The following is a 24,552-nucleotide window of genomic DNA, read 5'->3' on the forward strand; positions in this document are numbered from 1 at the left end:
GTATGCCGTGATCGGCCCCTGGCGCGCGATCACTTGCCGCGATTGAGCCGCCGCAAGTTACCGAGCACCGACTCCAGCGCGCGGTCGAACAGCAAGGTGTCATCCAGCGCCCGCACCGTCCCGCGACGGAACTCCATGGCCAGGGCGATGCGATTGCGCTCCTGCACTTTCATCCCGGTACGGTCGACAAACACATACTTGCCGGTCGCCTCGATGATTGCCGCCAGTTTGCAGCGCAAGGTGTGTTCTTCATCCTCTTCGAACGCCACCCAACTGCCCAGACGCAATTGATCGACCTGGCGCAGGCTCGCCTCATCGGCCGGCAAACGCCCTCCGCCCAAGGTCAAATTGCCTTCGTCGGCGGTCTGCAGAACGATGGCTTGCGACACCTGGATCATCGGCGGCGATTCAACCTGATCCGGCTCGACGGAGGGCTGCAGCAAACGAACGTGCAATGCTTCCAGCGCACTGAAAAACTCGCTGGTGGCGAACGGGTCGAAGGCGGAACTGCTCAGCCCGTCACGCAGCGACTTGAGCAAGCCCGGCACCAGCGACAGCAAGCGCAGGCCTGACTCGGCATCCTCGTGACGCTGCACACTCCAGATCAACTGCTCCATGGTCTGCACGTCGGCTTGCCATTCGGCGGACTGATCGCCGTGCTTGAGGCACGTCAGCAGCAACACCTTGCCCCAGGCCGTCTGAACGAAAGTCACCACCGACGGCGGCAGGACTTTGCCCAGCATCGCCTGGTTCAAGGCCTGTTCGACACGCAGGCGGGCCAGTTCGGTTTTCGCGCGGCCCTCCTCGGCATCGCGCAGACGCTGTTCAAGCAATTCACTGCGGCGGCGCTCGTCGCTGGTGAAAGTGAGAAAATCCGCCAGCAGCTCGGAGAAAATCGCCGGGTCATCGACGAAGTCCGTCAGCAGACGCTGCACCACTTGTTCGATGCGCAGATAAAGGCTGTCGCGCGCGTCGCCGTCGCACTCGCCCCAGCCCATGGCCGCTTCGGCGATTTCGTTGAGCAGGCGTCGCGCCGGGTGGCTGCTGCGGCTGAAAAAGCTCTTGTCGATCACCGCGACTTTCAACATCGGAATCTGCAACCGGGCGATCAGCGCCTTGAGCGAATCCGGCAGGTTGCGGTCATCCAGAATGCAGTCGAAAACCATGGCAACCAGGTTGATCACGTCCTCGTCGGCGCCACCGACGATCCGTGATTTACCGCTTTTCACGCTGACCCGGGTCAACAATTGCTCTAGCTGATTGCGCAGATCGAAGTCTTCCTGCCCCGCCAGCGCCGGCACGTACTGCTGTAAATGCGAGAGCAGGCGCAACAGGTCGCGGGTGGAAATCGGCTGAGTCGCCGCGCTTGGCTCAAGGGTCGGCGCGACGCTGCCGCGCACGTGCATCAACAGCTCCTGGAGTGCGGCGAAAACCTCCTGCACACCCGCGTCCGCCGGGGATTGATCGAGATCGTCGAATTCGCTGTGTGCACTGGCCGAAGCATGATCCCTGGCGCGACGGGCCGGTGCCGGTTTCAGCTCGGGCAACACGCCTGTAGCGACCAACAGTTGATTGGCCTCCGCGAAGAGCTGGTCGGTATCGGCCAACACGTAGCGCTCGAACAGTTTGAGCAGGATCAGCTTGACCTTGATCTCCACGCCCAGATTGCGCCCGGCCTGCAGGAAATACTCACACAGCATCGCCGGGCCCAGCGGGTTGTGTTGATCATCGAGGGATTTGCCCAGCAGCGCGCTCAGCCGCGCGGTCAATTGATCGAGGGCGAAACCGTCGCGATTCAGCACACGGCCGACCATGGTCTCGATCGCTACGCTGCGCTCCATGTCGTCGGTGCGCGCCGTGGTGTCTTCGTACTGCAATGCATGAGACACGACATTCTGGGCGGGATCATATTGAGTGAGGCCGACAAAGGCCTCGAAGAATTGCTCGAGAAAGCCACGCTCGATGTTCTTGCGCTTGAGGCGCAGGTCGCGCATGGCTTCGAAAAAGATGTTCTGTTCGACGTCGTTGCGCGCCCGGTCGGCCATTTCGAACAGCGTGTCGTCGGCATTATCGAACAGCTCCTGCAAACCGTTGCGCAGGCGCTGTGCAGCCTTGTCGCGAACCTGAAGCAGAATCACAGGCAGGCGGGCGAGCGGCGAGTGAGTCGCCTGATCGGTAGCAGCCTTGTGCAAAGGCACTACATTCCCGTCGTTGTGCATCCAAGCCTCCTGAAACGGTGATTTGCCGACGTCAAAGCTATGGCGTCAAATGCAAGGCGGATTATCTTGCAAAAGTTGTCTCCGGCGCCAGAGGCGTCAGGGTTTCCCCTAGGCGCCAACACCTACAAGTGACCACCCGGGAATCGGGTTTGCTCAAAGAAATTCGACCGGATGCAAGCCAACGGGGAAGTTCTCGCCTTGGGTTGGTCGATGCCATGCCCCTATAATCGGGCCACTTAGTTTGTGGAGCCCGTTATGCCGAATCTACGTCTCGCCGATTTGACCGCCGAAATCGAAGCCAACGTGCGCCGTGCGTTGCTCGAAGACATCGGCAGCGGCGACATCACCGCGCAACTGATCCCGGCCGAACGCCTGGCCAAAGCCACCATCATCACCCGTGACGCTGCCGTGATCTGCGGCACAGCCTGGGTCGACACGGTGTTCCGTCAGCTCGATCCTCGGGTGGCGGTGCACTGGCAGGTACGCGATGGCGAACGGGTTTCGCCGAACCAGCCGTTGTTTCACCTGGAAGGCCCGGCCCGTTCGCTGTTGACCGGAGAACGCAGCGCCCTGAATTTTCTGCAGTTGCTGTCCGGCGTGGCCACCCGCGCGCAATACCTTGCGGACTTCGTCGGAGAAACCGACGTAAAACTGCTCGACACCCGCAAGACCCTGCCGGGCCTGCGTCTGGCGCAGAAGTACGCGGTCACCTGCGGCGGTTGCCATAACCATCGCATCGGCCTGTACGACGCGTTCCTGATCAAGGAAAACCACATCGCCGCCAGCGGCGGAATCCCGCAGGCCATTGCCGCCGCGCACAAGATCGCGCCGGGCAAACCGGTGGAAATCGAAGTGGAAAGCCTGGATGAACTGAAGGAAGCGCTGGCGGCCGGCGCCGACATCATCATGCTCGACGAACTGAGCCTCGATGACATGCGCGAAGCCGTGCGCCTGAACGGCGGCAAGGCGAAACTGGAAGCCAGCGGCGGCATCAACGAAAGCACGTTGCTGCCGATTGCACAGACCGGGGTGGATTACATCTCGATCGGTGCGATGACCAAGGATGTGAAGGCCGTAGACCTGTCGATGCGACTCAGCCTCTGAATCGAACGCGCAATAAAAAACGCCAGCCCTTTCGAGGCTGGCGTTTTTGTTTCAGACCACCAGATTGTTCATCTCGCAGTACTCTTCCCACTCGACGCCCAACACTTCAGCCGCCTCCTTGTGCAGCTCCAGACGCTTGGCCTCGAACTCTTCAGGGGTGCTGGTGTATTTGAGCGTCAGTTCCCACGGCTGCAATCCCTGGGCTTCGGCTTCGTCTTCGAACGCCCATTGGATCTGGTCTTTCTGCTCATCGGGACTCAGATCCTTGATCTCGTCCATGAGCTCCGACGCATCAAGTTTGTACTTTTCCAGCGCCTGTTCGTGCCTTTGCTCTTGGGTCAATTCTTTCACAGTCATGTCGTTCTCGCTGATCATGGGAATGGAAGATGGATCTGGATCATCAAGGATCTCTCTGACGCGGATTGTCCGGCCTTCGGAACCATTCGGGATCATCTGAAAACTGCTGGGCGATGCTCATGCAGACAACGAATATAGGACGTTTGGCGAGCGAATTACACGGGTCTTTACATCTCTCCCACAAAAAGTTGACCTGGGGAACATAAACCGGAATTCCAAGTCATAGCGATGTGCCATACCGGCACTTACCTTCGCTGTTCACAAGGAAACCCAGTGATGCGCAGCTTTTCGAAGATTGCTTCTGTTGTGTCCGCCACCGCTCTGACCGCCCTGCTGGGCACCCTGGCCCTGCCGGCCAGCGCAATGGCAGTTGAACTGAGTAGCAGCAGCCCTTCCTATGGCGACCAGATCTCCGCCATTCACAACGATTTCGGCAAAGACGTAGTGATCAAGAGCGGCATCGGTGTCGAGGAACTGAAAAAGATGCGCGACACCGTCAATGAGCAGTCGCGCCAGATCGAAGAGTTCAAGCGCAGCAGCGGTTCCAGCTCAAGCTCCAGCGGCAGAGAAATCGACGATCTGAAGAACAAGGTCAAGGAACAGGACCGCCAGCTCGATACGCTGAGCCGTCAGGTCGAAGACCTCAAGCGCAACAGCGGCTCCAGCTCCAGTTCGAGCAACAGCGAAATCTCCAGCCTCAAACAGAAGCTCAACGACCAGGATCGCGCGATGGATCAGCTCAAACGTACCGTCGAGGAGTTGAGCCGCAAGGTGAAATAAGAGAAGTGGTGCCCGAGACAGGAATCGAACCTGCGACCTTCGCGTTACGAGTGCGCTGCTCTACCGGCTGAGCTACACGGGCGGTGGGCTAAACCTAGCACTGGTCTTGAAGGTCGGCAACTTCGCCGAATGTCTCGATATTTCGCAGGCAAAAAAATGCCCCGCCGTTTTCACGGCGGGGCATTTTTATTGCGCTAAAGCGACGGGGTGATTAAACGCCCGAAGCCTTGGCCGCTGCCACGTCTTTGATGGACAGTTTGATACGGCCGCGGTTGTCCACGTCCAGTACCAGTACTTCCACTTCCTGGCCTTCTTTCAGGATGTCGGTCACTTTCTCTACGCGAGCGTCGCTCAGCATCGAGATGTGAACCAGACCATCCTTGCCTGGCAGGATGTTGACGAATGCGCCGAAGTCGACGATGCGCTCAACCTTGCCGACGTAGATCTTGCCGATCTCGGCTTCTGCGGTGATACCCAGAACGCGCTGACGTGCAGCTTCAGCCGCTTCCTTGGTTTCGCCGAAGATCTTGATCGAACCGTCGTCTTCGATGTCGATCGAAGCCTTGGTTTCTTCGCAGATCGCACGGATGGTCGCGCCACCTTTACCGATAACGTCACGGATCTTGTCGGTGTCGATCTTCATCGCGATCATGGTCGGAGCGTTGGCCGACAGCTCGGTACGCGACTGGCCGATGATCTGGTTCATCTGGCCGAGGATGTTCAGGCGCGCTTCCAGGGCTTGGCCCAGAGCGATTTCCATGATCTCTTCGGTGATGCCCTTGATCTTGATGTCCATCTGCAGCGCGGTGACGCCTTTGGCGGTACCGGCTACTTTGAAGTCCATGTCGCCCAGGTGGTCTTCGTCACCCAGGATGTCGGTCAGAACAGCGAATTTCTCGCCTTCTTTAACCAGACCCATGGCGATACCGGCAACCGGTGCCTTCATCGGAACACCAGCGTCCATCAGGGCCAGGGAAGCGCCGCAAACGGAAGCCATCGAGCTCGAACCGTTGGATTCGGTGATTTCCGAAACCACACGGATGGTGTACGGGAACACGTCAGCGGCAGGCAGCATCGCCGAAACCGAACGACGGGCCAGACGGCCGTGACCGATTTCACGACGACCGGCACCACCCATGCGACCACACTCGCCCACCGAGAACGGAGGGAAGTTGTAGTGCAGCATGAACGGGTCTTTTTTCTCGCCTTCCAGGGTGTCCAGCAGCTGTGCGTCACGGGCGGTGCCCAGAGTCGCGACTACCAGAGCCTGGGTTTCGCCACGGGTGAACAGCGCCGAACCGTGGGTCTTCGGCAGAACGCCGACTTCGATGTTCAGCGGACGCACGGTGCGGGTGTCGCGACCGTCGATACGTGGCTTGCCGTTTACGATGTTCTCGCGAACGGTGCGGTATTCGATTTCGCCGAAAGCGGCTTTAACGTCGGAAGCCGAAGGCTGGCCTTCTTCGCCGGACAGCTTGGCAACAACCTGATCCTTCAACTCACCCAGGCGAGCGTAACGGTCGGCCTTGATGGTGATGGTGTAAGCCTGGGAGATCGCTTCGCCGAACTCGGCACGGATAGCGCCCAACAGTTCGGTGGCTTCTGGAGCAGGTGCCCAGGTCCAGGTTGGCTTGGCCGCTTCGGCAGCCAGTTCTTTGACAGCGTTGATCACAACCTGGAACTCGTCGTGAGCAAACAGTACCGCGCCCAGCATCTGGTCTTCGGTCAGCTCTTTGGCTTCCGATTCAACCATCAGCACGGCGTCCGAAGTACCGGCAACGACCATGTCCAGGCTCGAAGCAGCTTGCTGCTCGTAAGTCGGGTTCAGCAGGTAGCCGGTGCTTTCGTGGAAAGCAACGCGAGCGGCGCCGATCGGGCCGTCGAACGGAATGCCCGAGATCGCCAGGGCAGCCGAGGTACCGATCATCGCAGCGATGTCCGGATCGGTCTTCTTGCTGGTGGAAACGACGGTGCAGACAACCTGCACTTCGTTCATGAAACCTTCTGGGAACAGCGGACGGATCGGACGGTCGATCAGTCGGGAAGTCAGGGTTTCTTTCTCGGAAGGACGGCCTTCGCGCTTGAAGAAACCGCCAGGGATCTTACCGGCAGCGTAAGTCTTTTCCTGGTAGTGAACGGACAGAGGGAAGAAGCCCTTGCCCGGATCGGCTTGTTTTGCACCGACTACAGTCACCAATACGCTGACGTCATCGTCAACGGTGACCAATACTGCGCCGGAGGCCTGACGGGCGATACGGCCAGTCTCGAGGGTAACGGTCGACTGACCGAACTGGAATTTTTTGATTACCGGGTTCACGGTGTCCTACCTTCTTTGTGGCTCTTGGGGGAACTGGTTTCTTGCGAAATTCTTGGGCAATGCCGGGAATCGGCCCGACGTCTGTCCGGGGTAAAACGTGTATCCAGATAAAACTTGAGGCTGGGAGCCTGCCATGCGCCAGCGGGAATCCCACTGACGCACGACAGACAACCAACCTCTAGCGCAATCGCTGATTAGCGACGCAGACCCAGGCGAGCGATCAGAGCGCTGTAACGGCTCACGTCCTTGCCTTTCAGGTAGTCCAGCAGCTTGCGACGCTGGTTTACCATGCGGATCAGACCACGACGGGAGTGGTGGTCTTTACCGTTGGCCTTGAAGTGACCTTGCAGTTTGTTGATGTTGGCGGTCAGCAGTGCAACTTGCACTTCTGGCGAACCAGTGTCACCAACAGCTTGCTGGTAGTCAGCTACGATTTGAGCTTTTTCTTGAACGTCGAGAGCCATGAGGCAATCCTTTTATCAGGAAACTGTTTCAAAAACAGTTTCAACAGGCCAGGGACAAATCCCTGTATCTATAAATGAGTAGTGACCGTGCCTGTTAACAGCCACACTCGCCAGCCTGCTGTTACACAGGCTGGTTTCCGGTCATTCTGACCGAATCAGTCGACGCGGCGCGATACGCCCGTCTTCGCTCACTTCACCGATACCGATGAAGCGACCGTTGTGATCCTGTACCCGCACCATGCCGAACTTCGGAGCATCCGGAGCACGTACCGGCTGGCCGTTGAGCCAGTAGAACGCACTGTGTTCCGAGAAGTGCAGCAGTGGCCAATCCTGCAGGCCGCTGTCCGATGGCATCAGGAAGCGGTCGACCGCTTCGTTGCCGCCTTCGGCATGTACCGCTTCAAGCTCTTCGAGGGTCACGGTCTGCGCCAGGGTGAAAGGCCCGGCCTGGGTACGGCGCAATTCAGCGACGTACGCACCACAACCGAGTTGCTCACCGATATCCTCCACCAGGGTACGAATATAGGTGCCCTTGCTGCAATCCACCGCAAGACGCGCAGTATCGCCTTCGAAGGCCAGCAATTCCAAGCGCGCAATAGTAACAGAACGCGGTTCACGCTCCACTACTTCGCCTGCACGGGCCAACTTGTACAGCGGCTGGCCATCACGCTTGAGGGCCGAGTACATCGGCGGTATCTGACTGATTTGCCCGCGAAATTTCGGCAGGACCGCCTCAATGTCGGCCTGACCAACGGTCACCGGACGCTCCTGCAAAACCTCGCCTTCGGCGTCTGCCGTGGTGGTGGTCTTGCCCAGTTGCGCCAGGGTTTCGTAACCCTTGTCGGAATCGAGCAGGTATTGCGAGAATTTGGTCGCCTCGCCAAAGCACAGCGGCAGCACGCCGGTGGCCAGTGGGTCGAGACTGCCGGTGTGCCCGGCCTTCTCGGCGTTGAGCAGCCAGCGAACCTTCTGCAACGCGGCGTTGGAGGTAAACCCCAGCGGCTTGTCGAGCAGGATGATGCCGCTGACGTTACGACGGATACGTTTGACCTGAGCCACCGAGTTACTCCTTGGTGTCTTCGGGTTCTGCCGCAACCACGTGCTGATTGTCCTCAGCCACGGCGCGCTCGATCAGGGCCGACAGGTGCGCGCCACGCACGACGCTTTCGTCGTAGTGGAAGTGCAATTGCGGCACGCTGCGCAGCTTCATCTCACGGGCCAACTGCATGCGCAGGAAACCGGCGGCAGCGTTGAGCACCTTGATGCTTTGCGCGATGTCTTCAGCGTTGTCCTGCCCCATCACGGTGATGAAAATCTTGGCGTGACCGACGTCACGGCTGACTTCAACAGCGGTAATGGTGACCAGGCCGACGCGCGGGTCTTTGACTTCACGACGGATCAGTTGGGCCAGCTCACGCTGCATCTGATCGCCGATACGTTGGGTACGGCTGTATTCTTTTGCCATGATTTGTTACCTGTTACTGCCCCGCGGTGAAACCCGCAAGGTCTGAAAGCGGCAAACGCCCGGCCTGACAAAAGCCAGACCGGGCGTTGCGTTTAGAGTCCTGACGCCGTGCCGCGCATTTTCATGCGACGGCCCGACGTGGCCCTTGAAGTGCGCGAGTCAGAGGCTGCGAGCAACCTGAACCTTCTCGAAGACTTCGATCTTGTCACCGACTTTGACGTCGTTGTAGCTCTTCACGCCGATACCGCATTCCATGCCGGCACGTACTTCGGAAGCGTCATCCTTGAAGCGGCGCAGGGATTCCAGCTCGCCTTCGAAGATCACGATGTCTTCACGCAGTACGCGGATCGGACGGTTACGGTGAACAGTACCCTCGATCACCATGCAGCCGGCGATAGCGCCGAACTTAGGCGAACGGAACACGTCACGTACTTCGGCCACACCGAGGATGTTCTCGCGAACATCGCTGCCAAGCATACCGGTCAGGGCTTTCTTGACGTCTTCGATGATGTCGTAGATTACGTTGTAGTAACGCATATCCAGACCTTCCTGCTCGACGATCTTGCGTGCGCCGGCATCGGCACGCACGTTGAAGCCGAACAGTACAGCGTTGGAAGCCAGTGCCAGGTTGGCGTCGGATTCGGTGATACCACCGACACCGCCACCGACCACGCGCACTTGCACTTCGTCGTTGCCCAGGCCGTTCAGAGCGCCCTGCAATGCTTCCAGCGAACCACGGACGTCGGATTTGAGGACGATGTTGAGCGTCTTCTTCTCTTCCTGACCCATGCTTTCGAAGATGTTTTCCAGCTTGCCGGCGTGAGCGCGAGCCAGTTTGACTTCGCGGAACTTGCCTTGACGGAACAGAGCCACTTCACGGGCTTTCTTCTCGTCGGCAACCACGCTCATCTCGTCGCCAGCATCAGGCGTACCGTCCAGGCCGAGGATCTCGACCGGAATGGCCGGACCTGCTTCCTTGATCGGCTTGCCGTTCTCGTCGAGCATGGCGCGCACGCGGCCGTAGTTCGAGCCGACCAGCACCATGTCGCCTTGACGCAGAGTACCGTCCTGAACCAGAACAGTCGCCACCGGGCCACGGCCCTTGTCCAGACGCGATTCAACCACGACACCACGGCCAGGGGCCGATGGGGTTGCAGTCAGTTCGAGAACTTCGGCTTGCAGCAATACAGCTTCAAGCAGTTCGTCGACGCCGGTACCCATCTTCGCGGAGACCGGAACGAATGGAGTGTCACCACCCCACTCTTCGGAGGTCACGCCGTGGGCAGACAGTTCGCTACGGATGCGATCGAGATCAGCGCCCGGCTTGTCGATCTTGTTCACCGCAACCACCAGCGGAACGCCAGCAGCAACAGCGTGCTGAACGGCTTCGATGGTTTGCGGCATCACGCCGTCGTCCGCTGCAACCACCAGGATCACGATGTCGGTCGCCTTGGCACCACGGGCACGCATTGCGGTAAACGCGGCGTGACCAGGGGTGTCGAGGAACGTCACCATGCCACGGTCGGTTTCAACGTGGTACGCACCGATGTGCTGGGTGATGCCGCCGGCTTCGCCTGCAGCTACCTTGGCACGACGGATGTAGTCGAGCAGGGAAGTCTTACCGTGGTCAACGTGGCCCATTACGGTCACGACTGGAGCACGGGAAACGGCTTCGCCTTCAAACTTCAGGGACTCGGCCAGGGAATCTTCCAGAGCGGTGTCGCTGACCAGGGTCACTTTGTGGCCCAGTTCTTCGGCTACCAGCTGAGCAGTTTCCTGATCAAGCACCTGGTTGATGGTCGCTGGAGTACCCAGTTTGAACATGAACTTGATGATTTCAGCAGCCTTCACCGACATCTGTTGAGCGAGATCGCCAACAGTGATGGTTTCGCCGATCTTCACTTCACGCACGACAGGACCGGTAGGGTTCTGGAAACCGTGGGCGTTGCGTTTCTTCAGCTTGGCCTTGCCGCGACCGCCGCGACGGAAACCATCGCTTTCTTCGTCGGTAGTGCGTGGCGCCACACGTGGAGCCGGTGCCTTTTCCTTGACCGAAGCGCGATGCGGAGCGTTTTTGCGCTCGCCATCGCCACTGCCGCGACGGTTGTTGTCGTCGGCACGTGGTTTGTCCGGACGGCGCTGTTCGTCGCGCTTGCGAGCGTCGGCAGCTGGCGCTGCAGCCACAACCGGCGCAGCTTCGCGCACAGGTTCAGCGACTGGCGCAGGTGCTGCAACAGGCTCGGAAGTGGCGGTCGATGCAGCAGCAGGCTGGCGACGCGCTTCTTCTTCGGCGCGAACACGGGCTTCTTCTTCAGCCTTTTGACGGGCAGCATTTTCTACTGCGCGACGCTCATCCAGTTCACGCTTGCGCTCGGCTTCGATTTCTTCCGGGCTACGCTGTACGAAAACTTTCTTCTTGCGGACTTCAACGCTGATGCTTTTGCTGCCAGCCACACGCAGGGTGCTGGTGGTTTTACGCTGCAGCGTGATCTTGCGTGGTTCTTCCACTTTCGCCTTGTGGCTGCTCTTCAAGTGAGTCAGCAGGGATTGCTTCTCACTGTCAGTCACATGTTCTTCGGCGGCGGTGTGCGGCAGACCTGCCTCACGCATCTGCTGCAACAGGCGCTCTACCGGTGTTTTGACCTCATCGGCCAGTTGTTTCACCGTGACTTGCGTCATGCATTTCTCTCCTCAGGCCGCGCCTAATTACTCGAACCAGTGGGCTCGGGCGGCCATGATCAACTTGCCGGCACGATCATCGTCAATGCCGTCGATGTCGAGCAGGTCGTCAATAGACTGCTCGGCCAGGTCTTCGCGGGTAATTACGCCGCGCACCGCCAGTTCCATCGCCAAATCCTTGTCCATACCCTCAAGCGAGAGCAGGTCTTCGGCCGGATGGGCGTCTGCCAGCTTTTCCTCAGTAGCGATGGCTTTGGTCAACAAGCGATCCTTGGCACGAGCACGAAGCTCGTTGACGATGTCTTCGTCAAAGCCGTCGATGTTGAGCATTTCTTCCAACGGTACGTAGGCAATCTCTTCCAGGCTGGTGAAGCCTTCGTCAACCAGCACCTGAGCCAGCTCTTCGTCGACTTCCAGCTCGTCGATGAAGTTGCGCAGGATGTCGCCGGTTTCCGCTTGTTGCTTAGCCTGGATGTCCGATTCGGTCATCACGTTCAGGGTCCAGCCAGTCAGCTGGCTCGCCAGACGCACGTTCTGACCACCACGACCGATGGCCTGAGCCAGATTGTCTGCGCCAACGGCGATGTCCATGGCGTGGGCATCTTCATCAACGATGATGGCCGCCACTTCTGCCGGCGACATGGCATTGATCACGAACTGCGCCGGGTTATCGTCCCACAGGACGATATCGACACGCTCGCCACCCAACTCGCCCGACACGGCCTGGACGCGCGAACCGCGCATACCGATGCACGCGCCCTGCGGGTCGATGCGTTTGTCCTTGGAGCGGACAGCGATCTTGGCGCGCGAACCCGGATCACGGGAAGCGGCCATGACTTCGATGAGGCCTTCAGCGATTTCCGGCACTTCGATACGGAACAGCTCGATCAGCATTTCCGGCGCGGTACGCGACAGGATCAACTGAGGGCCACGGTTCTCGGTGCGGATTTCCTTGAGCAGCGCACGCAGACGCACGCCAACACGGAAGGTTTCGCGAGAGATGATGTCTTCACGGGCCAGCAACGCCTCAGCGTTATTACCCAGGTCGACGATCACGTTGTCGCGGGTCACTTTTTTCACGGTGCCGGAGATGATTTCTCCCAGGCGCTCGCGATAAGCGTCAACCACTTGAGCGCGCTCGGCTTCGCGCACTTTCTGCACGATGACCTGCTTGGCGGTCTGCGCAGCAATGCGGCCGAATTCGATGGATTCGATCTTTTCTTCGACGACGTCACCAACCTTGGCACCAGGATGCGTTTCAGCAACCTTGCTTGGCCAGGTTTCGATGGCCGGATCATCGAGATCATTCTCTTCGACGACCGTCCAGCGACGGAAAGTTTCGTAAGAACCGGTGTGGCGGTTGATTTCCACACGCAGATCAACTTCGTCTTCAAAACGCTTTTTGGTAGCAGTGGCCAGAGCCAGCTCCAGCGCTTCAAAAATTACGCTTGCCGGTACGCCCTTTTCATTGGATACCGACTCAACAACCAGCAGTACTTCTTTGCTCATCGTACGCCTCGCCTTTCGCAAGCCATTGGATCCGCGGGATCCGCGTCTCAGTCAAAACTGGGAATAATGTTGGCCTTGTCGATCATATCGATCGGCAACAGGAATTCATGGTCATCTACCTGCACCACGACATCCTGTTCTTCTACACCGCGCAGAAGGCCCTGAAAGTTGCGTCGTCCTTCAAAAGGCGAGCGCAGCTTGATCTTCACTTGTTCACCGACATATTTGGCAAACTGCTCAAGAGTGAACAGTGGGCGTTCCATGCCTGGCGAGGAAACTTCAAGGGTGTATTCAACGGATATCGGATCTTCAACATCCAGCACACCGCTGATCTGACGGCTGACGATGGCGCAATCGTCCACCAGTACGCCGCCTTCCTTATCGATATAAACGCGCAACATTGAGTGGCGACCTTGAGCCGAAAACTCAATACCCCAGCATTCATAGCCTAGGGCCACGACCACCGGGGCCAGCAAGGCCTGCAACTCTTCTAGCTTGCTCGACACCTGAACCCCCTCGTGCATGTATGTGCATGCTATGCAAAATAAAAAAATGGGCGAAACGCCCATCCTTGAAACGCCGTCGAACAGCGGCGTTGAAAGTGTCCAGCTAACAAAAAGCCCCTTAAAAGGGGCTCCTTAAACTGGTTGCGGGGGCCGGATTTGAACCGACGACCTTCGGGTTATGAGCCCGACGAGCTACCAGACTGCTCCACCCCGCGACAAAGCTGGGGCGGAAGTATACGACCGATCCCCAATAGGGTCAATGTAACCTTCCACCTGCAAGAAAGCCCGCAACAGCGGGCTCTCCTGACTAATTGGTACCGAGAAGGGGACTCGAACCCCTACACCCTATGGGCACAACCACCTCAAGGTTGCGTGTCTACCAATTCCACCACCTCGGCAATACTACGTTTGAAACCCTTCTTACTTCTGCTCTTGAGCTGGAGGTACGTCAGTCGCTGGAGTAGCCGACTTTTGCTCTTGAAGCACCGGGACATCATCAGAAGCCGGTTGTTGCTTTGGAACTTCCAACACTGCCGGGTTTGGCAAACCTGCCTGAGTCAGCTGATGAGCCTTCTCTTTAGCAAAGTATCCTAACCCCAAGCTGGTTATGAAGAAACCGGCGGCAAGTATAGCAGTAAACTTACTAAGAAAGGTAGAGGAACCTTGGCTTCCGAACACAGTATTTGAAGCACCTGCTCCGAAAGACGCGCCAGCGTCCGCACCCTTACCCTGCTGCAGCAAAACCAGAGCTACTACGCCCAATGCACCCAGCAGATGAAAAACGACTACGACTGTTTCCAGCATTTTTTCAGTTTCCCGCGGCGCGACAGATCGCACCGAACTCATCTGCATTCAGGGAAGCTCCACCAATGAGCCCCCCATCGATATCCGGCATGCCGAACAGTTCGACCGCATTGGCCGCCTTCACGCTGCCGCCGTATAGAAGCCGCACACCTCGTGCGACTTCAGAATTCTCTGCCGCCAACTGCTCGCGAATGGCTTTATGCACATCCTGAGCCTGTTGCGGCGTTGCAGTCAGCCCGGTACCAATGGCCCAGACCGGCTCGTAAGCGATCACTGCATTGGCAAAAGCACCGACACCCAGCTCCTCTATGATACTGCCCAGCTGACGCCCGACAACCTCAAGAGTTTTTCCAGCTTCGCGTTGCTCCAGGGTCTCCCCTACACACAACACCGGAATCAAGCCACATGCCTGTGCCGCTGCGAACTTGCGATTCAGCATCCCGTCTCGCTCGCCCATGATCTGGCGGCGTTCGGAGTGCCCGACAAGCACCAGGGAACAACCTGCATCCACCAACTGACTCGGTGCAACCTCACCGGTCAATGCACCTTGCATCGATTCCACCGCAGAGTTCTGCGCGCCGACCGAAATCGACTTTCCTTTCAAGCCATCAATCACTTGATTGATATGCAGACAAGGTGGGAATACCGCGACATCAACACCGCTTGGCAAGGCCAGATGACGAAGGCCGTTGATCAGCTCAGCGACGCTGGCGCGGGTACCGTGCATCTTCCAGTTACCAGCTACCATAGGGCGACGCATGCTGTACCTCGTCGGTCAAAGTGGGCGCAGATGTTACCCAACACAATCATGGCTGGCAAGCCGTATCAGGCAGAAACTTCAGTTACCAGTTTTGCCAGTTCTTCGGCATAGCTGCGAACCTGTGCTTCATCCTCGCCTTCGACCATGACACGCACCAGAGGCTCTGTCCCGGACTTGCGCAGAAGCACACGACCACGACCCGCCATCGCCTCGGTTACACGCTTGCTGGCCTCCTTGACAGCCGGGTGGTCGAGCGGACTTTCGCCGCCGCCAAAACGCACATTGATCAACACCTGAGGACACTTGCGCAGCGCCTGGCGGGTTTGCGCCAGACCTTCGTTGCGGGTTTTCAGCGCCATCAACACCTGCAACGCCGCGATGATCGCATCACCCGTTGTGGTGTGATTGAAGCAGACGACATGCCCGGAGTTCTCACCACCGACCAGCCAATCGCGTTCCAGCAACTCGGCAATCACATAACGGTCGCCGACATTTGCGCGCACAAAAGGAATACCCAGATCCGCCAGGGCCAACTCCAGACCCAGGTTGCTCATCAGCGTACCGACCACGCCGCCCTGCAACTTGCCGCGCTCATGCAGATCGCGCGCGATGATGAAAATCAGCTCATCGCCATCAACAACCGCACCGGTGTGATCAACCATCAAGACCCGGTCACCATCGCCATCGAAAGCAATACCCAGGTCGGCGTGCTCGGAAAGCACCGCCGCCTGCAACGGCCCCATGTGCGTCGAGCCACAGTTGTCGTTGATGTTCAAGCCGTTGGGCTGGGCGGACAACACCACAACCTCGGCGCCCAACTCACGGAAGACGCTCGGCGCGACCTTGTAGGTTGCTCCGTGCGCGCAGTCGATCACGATCTTGAGACCGGCAAAACTGGTGTTGGTCGGCACGCTGCTCTTGCAGAACTCGATGTATCGACCGGATGCATCGTTGATTCGCGAGACCTTGCCGATCTTGCTCGACTCGACGACTGTCATTGGAGTATCGAGCAGCTCTTCGATCATCAGCTCCAGCTCATCCGGCAACTTGGTGCCGCGACCGGAGAAAAACTTGATGCCGTTATCGTCGTGAGGATTGTGCGAAGCACTGATCACGATACCGGCCTCAGCCTGGAATGTGCGCGACAGATAAGCGATAGCAGGCGTCGGCATCGGCCCGAGCAGCATCACGTCGGCACCTGCCGATGTGAGGCCGGCTTCCAGAGCCGACTCGAACATATAACCGGAAATTCGTGTGTCCTTGCCAACGAGTACCTTGCAGGCGCCCATTTTTCGGAATGCCATCCCTGCTGCCCAGCCAAGCTTGAGCATGAAATCCGGAGTAATCGGGTACTCACCGACGCGACCACGAATACCGTCGGTACCAAAGTATTTCTTGCTCATAAGTGCTCCATCATTCTTATTCGGCTGATTCCACGGCCGCGATCATCCGCACGACATCCACCGTCTCTGCCACATCATGGACGCGTAATATACGCGCGCCCTTGACGGACGCCAGTGCAGCCAGGGCCAAACCACCGTACAGGCGCTCGCCCACAGGGCGATTCAGTGCCTGCCCGATCATGCTTTTACGCGAGACGCCGACCAACAGAGGTCGCCCCAATGCATGAAGGGCATCCATATGCCTGAACAAGCTTAGATTGTGCTGCAGGGTTTTGGCGAAACCGAAGCCAGGATCGAGAATGATCCGCTCCGCAGGTATGCCAGCCGACGCGCATCGCTCCATACGCTCGGCGAGAAACTCACCCACTTCCCGAGTGACATCCTGATATTGCGGGTTGTCCTGCATGTCACCGGGCTCACCCAGCATATGCATCAGACAGACCGGCAACCCCGTGGCCGCAGCGGCATCCAGCGCACCGTCACGCCGCAGTGATCGCACGTCGTTGATCAACCCGGCGCCCAGGCGTGCAGTTTCCCGCATGACGGCTGGAGTCGATGTATCGACAGAGATGATCACATCCAGCTCGCGATTGATCAGCTCCACGATTGGCGCCACACGCTCCAGTTCCTCAAGCGGTGAAACCGCTCGCGCACCAGGCCGCGTTGACTCTCCGCCGACATCAATCAGCGTCGCACCGGCCAACACCATCGCCTCGGCATGACGCAAGGCAGCATCAAGCTGGCTGTATCGGCCGCCATCGGAGAAGGAATCGGGAGTGACATTGAGAATGCCCATGACATGCGTCCGGGCCAAATCAAGAACCCGGTTGCCGCAAGGCAACCGGGTCAGGGACTGTACAGAAGTCATTTCAAACCTTAAACGTCAGCAGCCGGACCGCCAATCGGTGTTTCCGGACGCTCATCCTGAACCACCGGAGGAGGCGTGCCAGTGCCGGTGCCACCCGACCAGTCGCGAGGTTCGCGTGGCGTGCGACCCGCCATGATGTCGTCGATCTGTTCGGCGTCGATCGTCTCGTACTTCATCAGGGCATCGGCCATGGCATCGAGCTTGTCGCGGTTGTCCGTAAGGATCTGCTTGGCGGTGCCGTAGCACTGATCGATGATGCTGCGCACTTCCGAATCGATCAACTTCGCGGTTTCACCCGAGAAGCTGGCGTTCTGACCACCGCCGCCACGACCCAGGAACACCTCGCCCTCTTCTTCCGCATACATCAACGGACCGAGTTTTTCAGACAGACCCCACTTGGTCACCATGTTCCGCGCAATCTGACTGGCACGCATGATGTCGTTGGAGGCGCCGGTAGTCACACCGTCGAAGCCCAAGGTCATTTCTTCAGCGATACGACCGCCGTACAGCGAGCAGATCTGACTGATCAACGCACGCTTGGACAGGCTGTAGCGATCTTCTTCCGGCAGGAACATGGTCACACCCAGCGCACGACCGCGCGGGATGATCGACACCTTGTAGACCGGATCATGCTCAGGCACGACGCGACCGACAATGGCGTGGCCAGCTTCGTGATAAGCCGTGTTCTGCTTCTCTTTCTCGGACATGACCATGGATTTGCGCTCGGCACCCATCATGATCTTGTCTTTGGCCAGTTCGAATTCCTTCATCTCGACAATGCGCTTGCCAGCACGGGCAGCGAACAGCGAAGCCTCGTTGACCAGGTTCGCAAGGTCGGCACCGGAGAAGCCCGGAGTACCACGAGCGATAACAGCTGGAGCAACGTCGTCACCCATTGGCACTTTACGCATGTGCACTTTGAGGATCTGTTCGCGACCACGGATATCCGGCAGACCGACCACCACCTGACGGTCGAAACGACCCGGACGCAGCAAAGCAGGGTCCAGTACGTCAGGACGGTTGGTTGCCGCGATGACGATGATGCCGTCATTCATTTCGAAGCCGTCCATCTCGACCAGCAACTGGTTGAGAGTCTGCTCACGCTCGTCGTGACCGCCGCCCATGCCAGCGCCACGATGGCGACCAACGGCGTCGATCTCGTCGATGAAGATAATGCAAGGTGCGTGTTTCTTGGCCTGTTCGAACATATCGCGAACGCGGCTGGCACCGACACCGACGAACATTTCGACGAAGTCGGAACCGGAAATGGTGAAGAACGGCACTTTGGCTTCGCCGGCAATCGCCTTGGCCAGCAAGGTTTTACCGGTACCCGGAGGACCGACCATCAGTACACCGCGAGGAATACGGCCCCCCAGACGCTGGAACTTGCCCGGATCACGCAGGAACTCGACGAGCTCGCCGACCTCTTCCTTGGCTTCGTCGCAACCGGCAACGTCAGCCAGGGTGGTTTTCACCTGGTCTTCGGACAGCAGGCGCGCCTTGCTTTTGCCAAAGCTCATCGGCCCGCCCTTGCCACCGGCACCGCCCTGCATCTGGCGCATGAAGAACATGAACACCGCGATGATCACCAGGATCGGGAAACTGGCCACCAGAAGCTGGGTCCAGATGCTTTGCTGCTCAGGCTGCTTGCCTTCGACCACGACGTGGTTGTCGACCAGATCGCCGATCAGGCCATTGTCCTGAATTGCCGGACGAATGGTCTTGAAGCTGTCGCCATCGTTGCGCTTGCCGGTAATCACGTAGCCGTCGACGGCCACGCGCTCGACCTTGCCATCCTTGACCTGCTGGATGAAGTCGGAATAGTTGAGGGTCTGCGGCTCGTTAGGGCTGGAGAAGTTGTTCATCACCGTCACCAGGACAGCCGCGATGATCAACCACAGGATCAGATTCTTTGCCATATCGTTCAATTAACTACCCTCTGAAGCAAGCTCCGCTACTGGCGCGCGCTTCGCATGATATTCACCGGCCTAACTTACTACATTACCTACAGCTCTGGCAGGCGCCGTCTGTAACCCTTTGTGAAACACTTTCTACACAATATTCGCTTATGCGCGCGGGGCGAAATACGAAAAACCTATCACCCCGCCAAAAAACCTCGTTTTACTCGCTACGACCGCGATAACCCCAAGCAAGCATATATTGCTCTCGGGAGCTGCCACGGGAAGAGTCCGGCTTGATCATCTGGATCTTGTCGAATTTCCGACGAGCATCCTTCAGGTAAACATCAAACCCTTCGCCCTGAAAAATCTTGATCACGAAATTGCCACCCGGCTTGAGTATCCGCTCCGCCAGATCAAGCGCCAGTTCGCAAAGAAACATGGCTTTTGGCATATCCACTTCAGGCGTACCACTCATATTGGGGGCCATATCGGAAATCACAAGGTCCACCTGCGAATTACCCACGGCCTCAAGGATCTGAGCGAGCACTGCGTCCTCGGTGAAGTCACCCTGGATGAAAGTCACGTCCGGAATGCTGTCCATTTCCAGGATGTCCGAGGCGATCAGTCGCCCCTGACCACCGATCAGCCGACTGGTGACCTGCGACCAGCCACCAGGCGCCGCGCCGAGGTCGACGACGCTCATGCCCGGACGGATCAGCTTGTATTTCTCCTGGATCTCCAGAAGTTTGTAACTCGCACGCGAGCGGTAGCCATCCTTCTGCGCTTGCTTCACATAGGGATCGTTGACATGTCGTTTCAGCCAACCAAGGCTTGTCTTGGAACGCGCCATTGGGCACCTCGTTGATTAGGGTCGTGATTAATTGGGCGGATCCACGAGCCCTCGGGTAAAATGGCCGCCATTTTACAGAATCCAGACGAAAGGGTCAGATTATGCCGCTCACTCCAGAGCAGAAGAAACAGTACAAATCCATCGGTCACCACCTGAAACCAGTTTTGACGGTGGCTGACAACGGTTTGACTGAGGGTGTTTTAGCCGAACTCGAACGCGCATTGGCGGATCACGAGCTGATCAAGATCAAGCTCAACATCCTCGATCGCGAAGCACGCCTGGCGTCCGTTGCAGAGCTGTGCAAGGTCGGCAAGGCCGATCTGGTTCAAGTCATCGGCAAGATGGCACTGATTTACCGCAAGAACTTCAGCGTCAACAAGCAGCTGTCGAACGTCCATCGCTTCAAGTGATGGCAAGGGTCAAGGGTGTGCTTCGCGCACCCTGCCACTCCATCCCGGCACCGGCTGCAACACCAGCACCAGCCCGGAAAAACCCAGAACAAGATAGCTGAACACCTGCCAGCGCTGCGCATCCGGCCAGCCGACACGCACTGCGATATACATCGCACTCGCATACAACGCCATCAGCAGCACTTGCCCGCGAAAATCCCGCCATAGACTAGCAAGGCCTTCGGCCTGTACCAGCACCAAAGCCTGAAAAATCACGCACGCGGCAGCGAAACCCACCACCGGCACTTCAAACGCACTGGCGACTTCGTCGATCAGCAGCGGCGCCAGGCCAATCTTGCCCAGCACCGGCCGCAGACCAAGGTGCACCAGCCATAAACCGCCGACCCACAACATCTGGGTCAGCTGCCAGAGCATGGCGCCCGCATGCAGCGGGCGCCCTGTTTCAGATGTGACGGACTTCGACAATCTCGTACTCGATAACGCCACCAGGCGTTTTCACGGCAACGACGTCGCCCTCTTCCTTGCCGATCAGGGCACGGGCCAGAGGCGAACCGACCGAAATCTTGCCGAGTTTGAAGTCTGCTTCATCCTCACCAACGATGTGGTAAGTGACGCTTTCATCAGTCTCGACGTTGGCGATTTCAACGGTGGTGCCGAAAATCACTTTGCCCGTGTGAGGAATGGTCGTGACATCAATGACGACCTGATTCTGGATCCGGCCTTCGATGTCACGGATGCGCGCCTCGACCATGCCCTGCTGTTCGCGGGCAGCATGGTATTCAGCGTTTTCCTTCAAGTCACCCAACTCGCGGGCCGTACCGATGTCCTGGCTGAGCTTCGGACGAACGACCTTGGTCAGGTGAGTATGTTCTTCTTCCAGGGCGCGAGCGCCCTGAACAGTCATCGGGTACTTGGTTATGCTCATGCCTTCAATCCTGCGTGTAGATCCTGCAAGCGGCGTACGGTCTTCTCGGGACCGAACTTCAGCGCTTCGCAGATAGCTTCGCCAGCAGCAATGGTGGTGGTGCAGTAAATCTTGTGCTGCAGGGCGTTGCGGCGAATGGAATAAGAGTCGGCGATCGACTGACGACCTTCGGTGGTGTTGATGATCAGGGTGACTTCGTCATTCTTGATCATGTCGACCACGTGCGGACGACCCTCGGTCACCTTGTTCACGCGACGCACTTTCAGACCTGCGGCTTCGATCAGCTTGGCAGTGCCGGCAGTGGCGACCACTTCGAAGCCCAAGTTGATCAGATCACGGGCCACGCCCGCAACCAGCGGCTTGTCGTCATCACGTACGCTGATGAATGCGGTACCGCCGGTCGGCAGCACTTCGCTCGCGCCCATCTGGGCTTTGGCAAAGGCTTCGCCGAAGGTGTCGCCGACGCCCATCACTTCACCGGTGGACTTCATCTCTGGGCCGAGGATCGGGTCCACGCCAGGGAATTTGGCGAACGGGAACACCGCCTCTTTCACGCTGTAGAAGTTCGGGATGATTTCCTTGGTGAAGCCGATTTCCTTCAGGGTCTTGCCGGCCATTACACGGGCAGCAATCATCGCCAGGGAAACACCGATGCACTTCGACACGAACGGCACGGTACGGGAAGCACGCGGGTTGACTTCGATGACGTAGATGTCTTCGCCTTGCAGCGCCAACTGAACGTTCATCAGGCCGACCACGCCCAGTTCCAGGGCCATTTTCTTGACCTGTTCGCGCATCTCATCCTGGATGTGCGCCGGCAGCGAGTACGGCGGCAGCGAGCACGCGGAGTCACCGGAGTGAACGCCCGCCTGTTCGATGTGCTGCATGATCGCGCCGATCACTACATCCTTGCCGTCGCAGACCGCATCCACGTCCATCTCGATGGCGCAGTTGAGGAAGTGGTCGAGCAGCACAGGGCTGTCGTTCGACACTTGCACCGCGTCACGCAGGTAACGCTTGAGTTCTTCTTCCTTGTAGACGATTTCCATCGCCCGGCCGCCCAGTACGTAGGACGGGCGCACCACCAGCGGGTAACCGATCTTCGCGGCAGCGCGAACAGCTTCGTCTTCGCTGCGCACGGTAGCGTTTGGCGGCTGACGCAGGTTCAGGCGCTCAACCATCTGCTGGAAGCGCTCACGGTCTTCGGCACGGTCGATGGCGTCAGGGCTGGTGCCGATGATCGGCACGCCGGCCGCTTCAAGTGCGCGAGCCAGTTTCAGAGGGGTCTGGCCGCCGTACTGGACGATCACGCCTTTCGGCTTCTCGACGCGGCAGATTTCCAGCACGTCTTCCAGGGTCACCGGTTCGAAGTACAGACGGTCGGAAGTGTCGTAGTCAGTGGACACGGTTTCCGGGTTGCAGTTGACCATGATGGTTTCGTAGCCGTCTTCGCGCAGGGCGAGAGCGGCGTGTACGCAGCAGTAGTCGAACTCGATGCCTTGGCCGATACGGTTCGGACCGCCACCCAGAATCATGATCTTGTCGCGGCCGGACGGCGCTGCTTCGCACTCTTCCTCGTAAGTCGAGTACAGGTAAGCGGTGTCGGTGGCGAACTCGGCGGCGCAGGTGTCGACGCGCTTGTAGACCGGGAACACTTCCAGTTTTTGACGGTGAGTGCGCAGGTTTTTCTCGGTGACGCCCAGCAGTTTGGCCAGACGTTGGTCGGAGAAGCCTTTGCGCTTGAGCTTGAACATCAGGTCGCGGTCGATAGCGGACAGACCGAGGGTCTTGACCTTCTCTTCGTCCTTGATCAGATCCTCGATCTGCACCAGGAACCACGGGTCGATCATGTTCATGCCGAAGATTTCTTCGACGGTCATGCCGGCGCGGAAAGCGTCCGCCACGTACCAGATACGCTCGGCGCCCGGCACGGTCAGCTCGCGCTTGAGCACGCTCATGCTTTCCGGATTGCTCAGGTCGACTTTCTCGTCCAGACCGCAAACGCCCACTTCCAGACCGCGCAGGGCTTTCTGCAGGGATTCCTGGAAGGTACGGCCGATGGCCATGACTTCGCCTACCGACTTCATTTGAGTGGTCAGGCGAGCGTCAGCGTTGGCGAACTTCTCGAAAGCGAAGCGCGGCAGCTTGGTCACGACGTAGTCAATGGACGGCTCGAAGGACGCCGGGGTCTTGCCGCCGGTGATGTCGTTCGACAGCTCGTCGAGGGTGTAGCCGACTGCCAGTTTGGCCGCGACCTTGGCGATCGGGAAACCGGTGGCTTTCGAAGCCAGAGCCGACGAACGCGATACACGCGGGTTCATTTCGATCACGACCATGCGGCCGGTGTCCGGGCAGATACCGAACTGAACGTTGGAACCGCCGGTTTCGACGCCGATCTCGCGCAGTACCGCCAACGAGGCGTTACGCAGGATCTGATATTCCTTGTCGGTCAGAGTCTGAGCTGGAGCCACGGTGATCGAGTCACCGGTGTGCACGCCCATCGGGTCGAAGTTTTCGATCGAGCAGACGATGATGCAGTTGTCCTTTTTGTCGCGGACAACTTCCATTTCATATTCTTTCCAGCCGATCAGCGATTCGTCGATCAGCAGTTCCTTGGTCGGCGACAAGTCCAGACCACGGGCGCAGATTTCTTCGAACTCTTCACGGTTGTAAGCGATACCGCCACCGGTGCCGCCCATGGTGAAGGACGGACGGATGATGCACGGGAAGCCCAGGCGCTCGAGCACCGCGTTGGCTTCTTCCATGCTGTGGGCGATACCGGAACGCGGGCATTCCAGGCCGATGGACTTCATCGCCTTGTCGAAACGCGAACGGTCTTCAGCCTTGTCGATGGTGTCGGCGTTGGCGCCGATCATCTCTACGCCGAACTTCTCCAGAACGCCTTCGCGCTCCAGGTCCAGGGCGCAGTTCAGAGCGGTCTGGCCGCCCATGGTTGGCAGCACCGCATCCGGACGCTCTTTTTCGATGATCTTGGCAACAGTCTGCCACTTGATCGGCTCGATGTAGGTGGCGTCGGCCATGTCCGGGTCGGTCATGATGGTGGCCGGGTTGGAGTTCACCAGGATGACGCGGTAACCCTCTTCGCGCAGGGCTTTGCAAGCCTGGGCGCCGGAGTAGTCGAATTCGCAGGCCTGGCCGATAACGATCGGGCCAGCGCCGAGAATCAGGATGCTTTTAATGTCTGTACGTTTTGGCATGGGTTTGTCACTC

The 24,552-nt window shown here is 58.5% G+C and carries 21 protein-coding genes and 3 tRNA genes; 3 read left to right on the forward strand and 21 right to left on the reverse strand.

The genetic code is table 11. The annotated features are described in order from the left end of the window. Positions 1-29: 29 nt before the first annotated feature. A complete protein-coding gene (locus AC07N4_RS10805; RefSeq protein ID WP_493065257.1) occupies positions 30-2,219 on the reverse strand; it encodes a DUF1631 domain-containing protein in 2,190 nt (729 codons plus the stop codon). Positions 2,220-2,474: 255 nt separating this feature from the next. Here AC07N4_RS10805 and nadC point away from each other — a divergent pair, with 255 nt between their 5' ends. Continuing rightward, the gene (nadC, locus tag AC07N4_RS10810) at positions 2,475-3,323 is read left to right on the forward strand and encodes a carboxylating nicotinate-nucleotide diphosphorylase (RefSeq protein ID WP_493065256.1); all 849 of its coding nucleotides are present in this window, start codon (positions 2,475-2,477) and stop codon (positions 3,321-3,323) included. Positions 3,324-3,374: 51 nt separating this feature from the next. Here the strand turns inward: nadC and AC07N4_RS10815 are convergent, their stop codons facing one another. Then, positions 3,375-3,680: a DUF6388 family protein gene (locus tag AC07N4_RS10815; protein ID WP_096819324.1), complete on the reverse strand. Its 306-nt coding sequence runs from the start codon at positions 3,678-3,680 to the stop codon at positions 3,375-3,377. 276 nt (positions 3,681-3,956) lie between these two features. Between AC07N4_RS10815 and AC07N4_RS10820 the strand changes: the two genes are divergently transcribed. Next, complete coding sequence (locus AC07N4_RS10820; RefSeq protein WP_493065255.1) at positions 3,957-4,460, forward strand: hypothetical protein; 504 nt, start codon at positions 3,957-3,959, stop codon at positions 4,458-4,460. Positions 4,461-4,466: 6 nt separating this feature from the next. On the opposite strand, the gene AC07N4_RS10825 is transcribed toward AC07N4_RS10820, so the two are convergent. The 16 genes from AC07N4_RS10825 to rlmE all read right to left on the reverse strand — a co-directional run bounded on the left by AC07N4_RS10825 (position 4,467) and on the right by rlmE (position 19,986). Further along, positions 4,467-4,542 (reverse strand) — tRNA-Thr (locus AC07N4_RS10825). A 129-nt stretch (positions 4,543-4,671) separates the two neighbouring features. Continuing rightward, the gene (gene pnp / locus AC07N4_RS10830; RefSeq protein WP_096818846.1) at positions 4,672-6,777 is read right to left on the reverse strand and encodes a polyribonucleotide nucleotidyltransferase; all 2,106 of its coding nucleotides are present in this window, start codon (positions 6,775-6,777) and stop codon (positions 4,672-4,674) included. A gap of 194 nt (positions 6,778-6,971) precedes the next feature. Then, positions 6,972-7,241, reverse strand: a complete 270-nt coding sequence (gene rpsO, locus AC07N4_RS10835; protein ID WP_011332409.1) for a 30S ribosomal protein S15 — start codon at positions 7,239-7,241, stop codon at positions 6,972-6,974. Positions 7,242-7,382: 141 nt separating this feature from the next. Then, a complete protein-coding gene (gene truB, locus AC07N4_RS10840; RefSeq protein ID WP_096818844.1) occupies positions 7,383-8,300 on the reverse strand; it encodes a tRNA pseudouridine(55) synthase TruB in 918 nt (305 codons plus the stop codon). A 4-nt stretch (positions 8,301-8,304) separates the two neighbouring features. Beyond that, entirely contained in the window at positions 8,305-8,706 is a 402-nt protein-coding gene (gene rbfA / locus AC07N4_RS10845) for a 30S ribosome-binding factor RbfA (protein ID WP_096818842.1), read from the reverse strand. A gap of 159 nt (positions 8,707-8,865) precedes the next feature. Continuing rightward, positions 8,866-11,385 (reverse strand): translation initiation factor IF-2, encoded by a 2,520-nt coding sequence (gene infB / locus AC07N4_RS10850; RefSeq protein WP_493065254.1) that lies wholly within the window; start codon positions 11,383-11,385, stop codon positions 8,866-8,868. A gap of 27 nt (positions 11,386-11,412) precedes the next feature. Continuing rightward, a complete protein-coding gene (gene nusA, locus AC07N4_RS10855) occupies positions 11,413-12,894 on the reverse strand; it encodes a transcription termination factor NusA (protein WP_003221546.1) in 1,482 nt (493 codons plus the stop codon). Positions 12,895-12,941: 47 nt separating this feature from the next. Then, positions 12,942-13,400, reverse strand: a complete 459-nt coding sequence (gene rimP, locus AC07N4_RS10860) for a ribosome maturation factor RimP (RefSeq protein WP_039769696.1) — start codon at positions 13,398-13,400, stop codon at positions 12,942-12,944. A gap of 138 nt (positions 13,401-13,538) precedes the next feature. Beyond that, positions 13,539-13,615, reverse strand: a tRNA-Met gene (locus AC07N4_RS10865). Between the two features lie 97 nt (positions 13,616-13,712). After that, positions 13,713-13,798 (reverse strand) — tRNA-Leu (locus AC07N4_RS10870). Positions 13,799-13,820: 22 nt separating this feature from the next. Then, complete coding sequence (secG, locus tag AC07N4_RS10875) at positions 13,821-14,204, reverse strand: preprotein translocase subunit SecG (protein WP_011332406.1); 384 nt, start codon at positions 14,202-14,204, stop codon at positions 13,821-13,823. A gap of 4 nt (positions 14,205-14,208) precedes the next feature. After that, on the reverse strand, positions 14,209-14,964 hold the full coding sequence (gene tpiA, locus AC07N4_RS10880) for a triose-phosphate isomerase (protein WP_096818836.1): 756 nt from the start codon (positions 14,962-14,964) through the stop codon (positions 14,209-14,211). A gap of 65 nt (positions 14,965-15,029) precedes the next feature. Continuing rightward, the gene (gene glmM / locus AC07N4_RS10885; protein ID WP_493065253.1) at positions 15,030-16,367 is read right to left on the reverse strand and encodes a phosphoglucosamine mutase; all 1,338 of its coding nucleotides are present in this window, start codon (positions 16,365-16,367) and stop codon (positions 15,030-15,032) included. Positions 16,368-16,383: 16 nt separating this feature from the next. Continuing rightward, complete coding sequence (gene folP, locus AC07N4_RS10890) at positions 16,384-17,235, reverse strand: dihydropteroate synthase (RefSeq protein WP_192559751.1); 852 nt, start codon at positions 17,233-17,235, stop codon at positions 16,384-16,386. Positions 17,236-17,243: 8 nt separating this feature from the next. Continuing rightward, positions 17,244-19,154, reverse strand: a complete 1,911-nt coding sequence (gene ftsH, locus AC07N4_RS10895) for an ATP-dependent zinc metalloprotease FtsH (protein WP_085711849.1) — start codon at positions 19,152-19,154, stop codon at positions 17,244-17,246. Positions 19,155-19,356: 202 nt separating this feature from the next. Beyond that, on the reverse strand, positions 19,357-19,986 hold the full coding sequence (rlmE, locus tag AC07N4_RS10900) for a 23S rRNA (uridine(2552)-2'-O)-methyltransferase RlmE (protein ID WP_102619397.1): 630 nt from the start codon (positions 19,984-19,986) through the stop codon (positions 19,357-19,359). A gap of 101 nt (positions 19,987-20,087) precedes the next feature. Between rlmE and AC07N4_RS10905 the strand changes: the two genes are divergently transcribed. Then, entirely contained in the window at positions 20,088-20,396 is a 309-nt protein-coding gene (locus AC07N4_RS10905) for a YhbY family RNA-binding protein (protein WP_011332401.1), read from the forward strand. Positions 20,397-20,405: 9 nt separating this feature from the next. Here the strand turns inward: AC07N4_RS10905 and AC07N4_RS10910 are convergent, their stop codons facing one another. The 3 genes from AC07N4_RS10910 to carB are packed head-to-tail and all read right to left on the reverse strand — an operon-like array spanning position 20,406 to position 24,539. Next, the gene (locus tag AC07N4_RS10910) at positions 20,406-20,810 is read right to left on the reverse strand and encodes an MFS transporter (protein ID WP_192559750.1); all 405 of its coding nucleotides are present in this window, start codon (positions 20,808-20,810) and stop codon (positions 20,406-20,408) included. 28 nt (positions 20,811-20,838) lie between these two features. Then, entirely contained in the window at positions 20,839-21,315 is a 477-nt protein-coding gene (greA, locus tag AC07N4_RS10915) for a transcription elongation factor GreA (protein WP_096819323.1), read from the reverse strand. A 2-nt stretch (positions 21,316-21,317) separates the two neighbouring features. Continuing rightward, on the reverse strand, positions 21,318-24,539 hold the full coding sequence (gene carB, locus AC07N4_RS10920; RefSeq protein ID WP_096818824.1) for a carbamoyl-phosphate synthase large subunit: 3,222 nt from the start codon (positions 24,537-24,539) through the stop codon (positions 21,318-21,320). Between the last annotated feature and the right edge of the window lie 13 nt (positions 24,540-24,552).

It is taken from the genome of Pseudomonas sp. GW821-FHT09E04 (assembly GCF_059416185.1).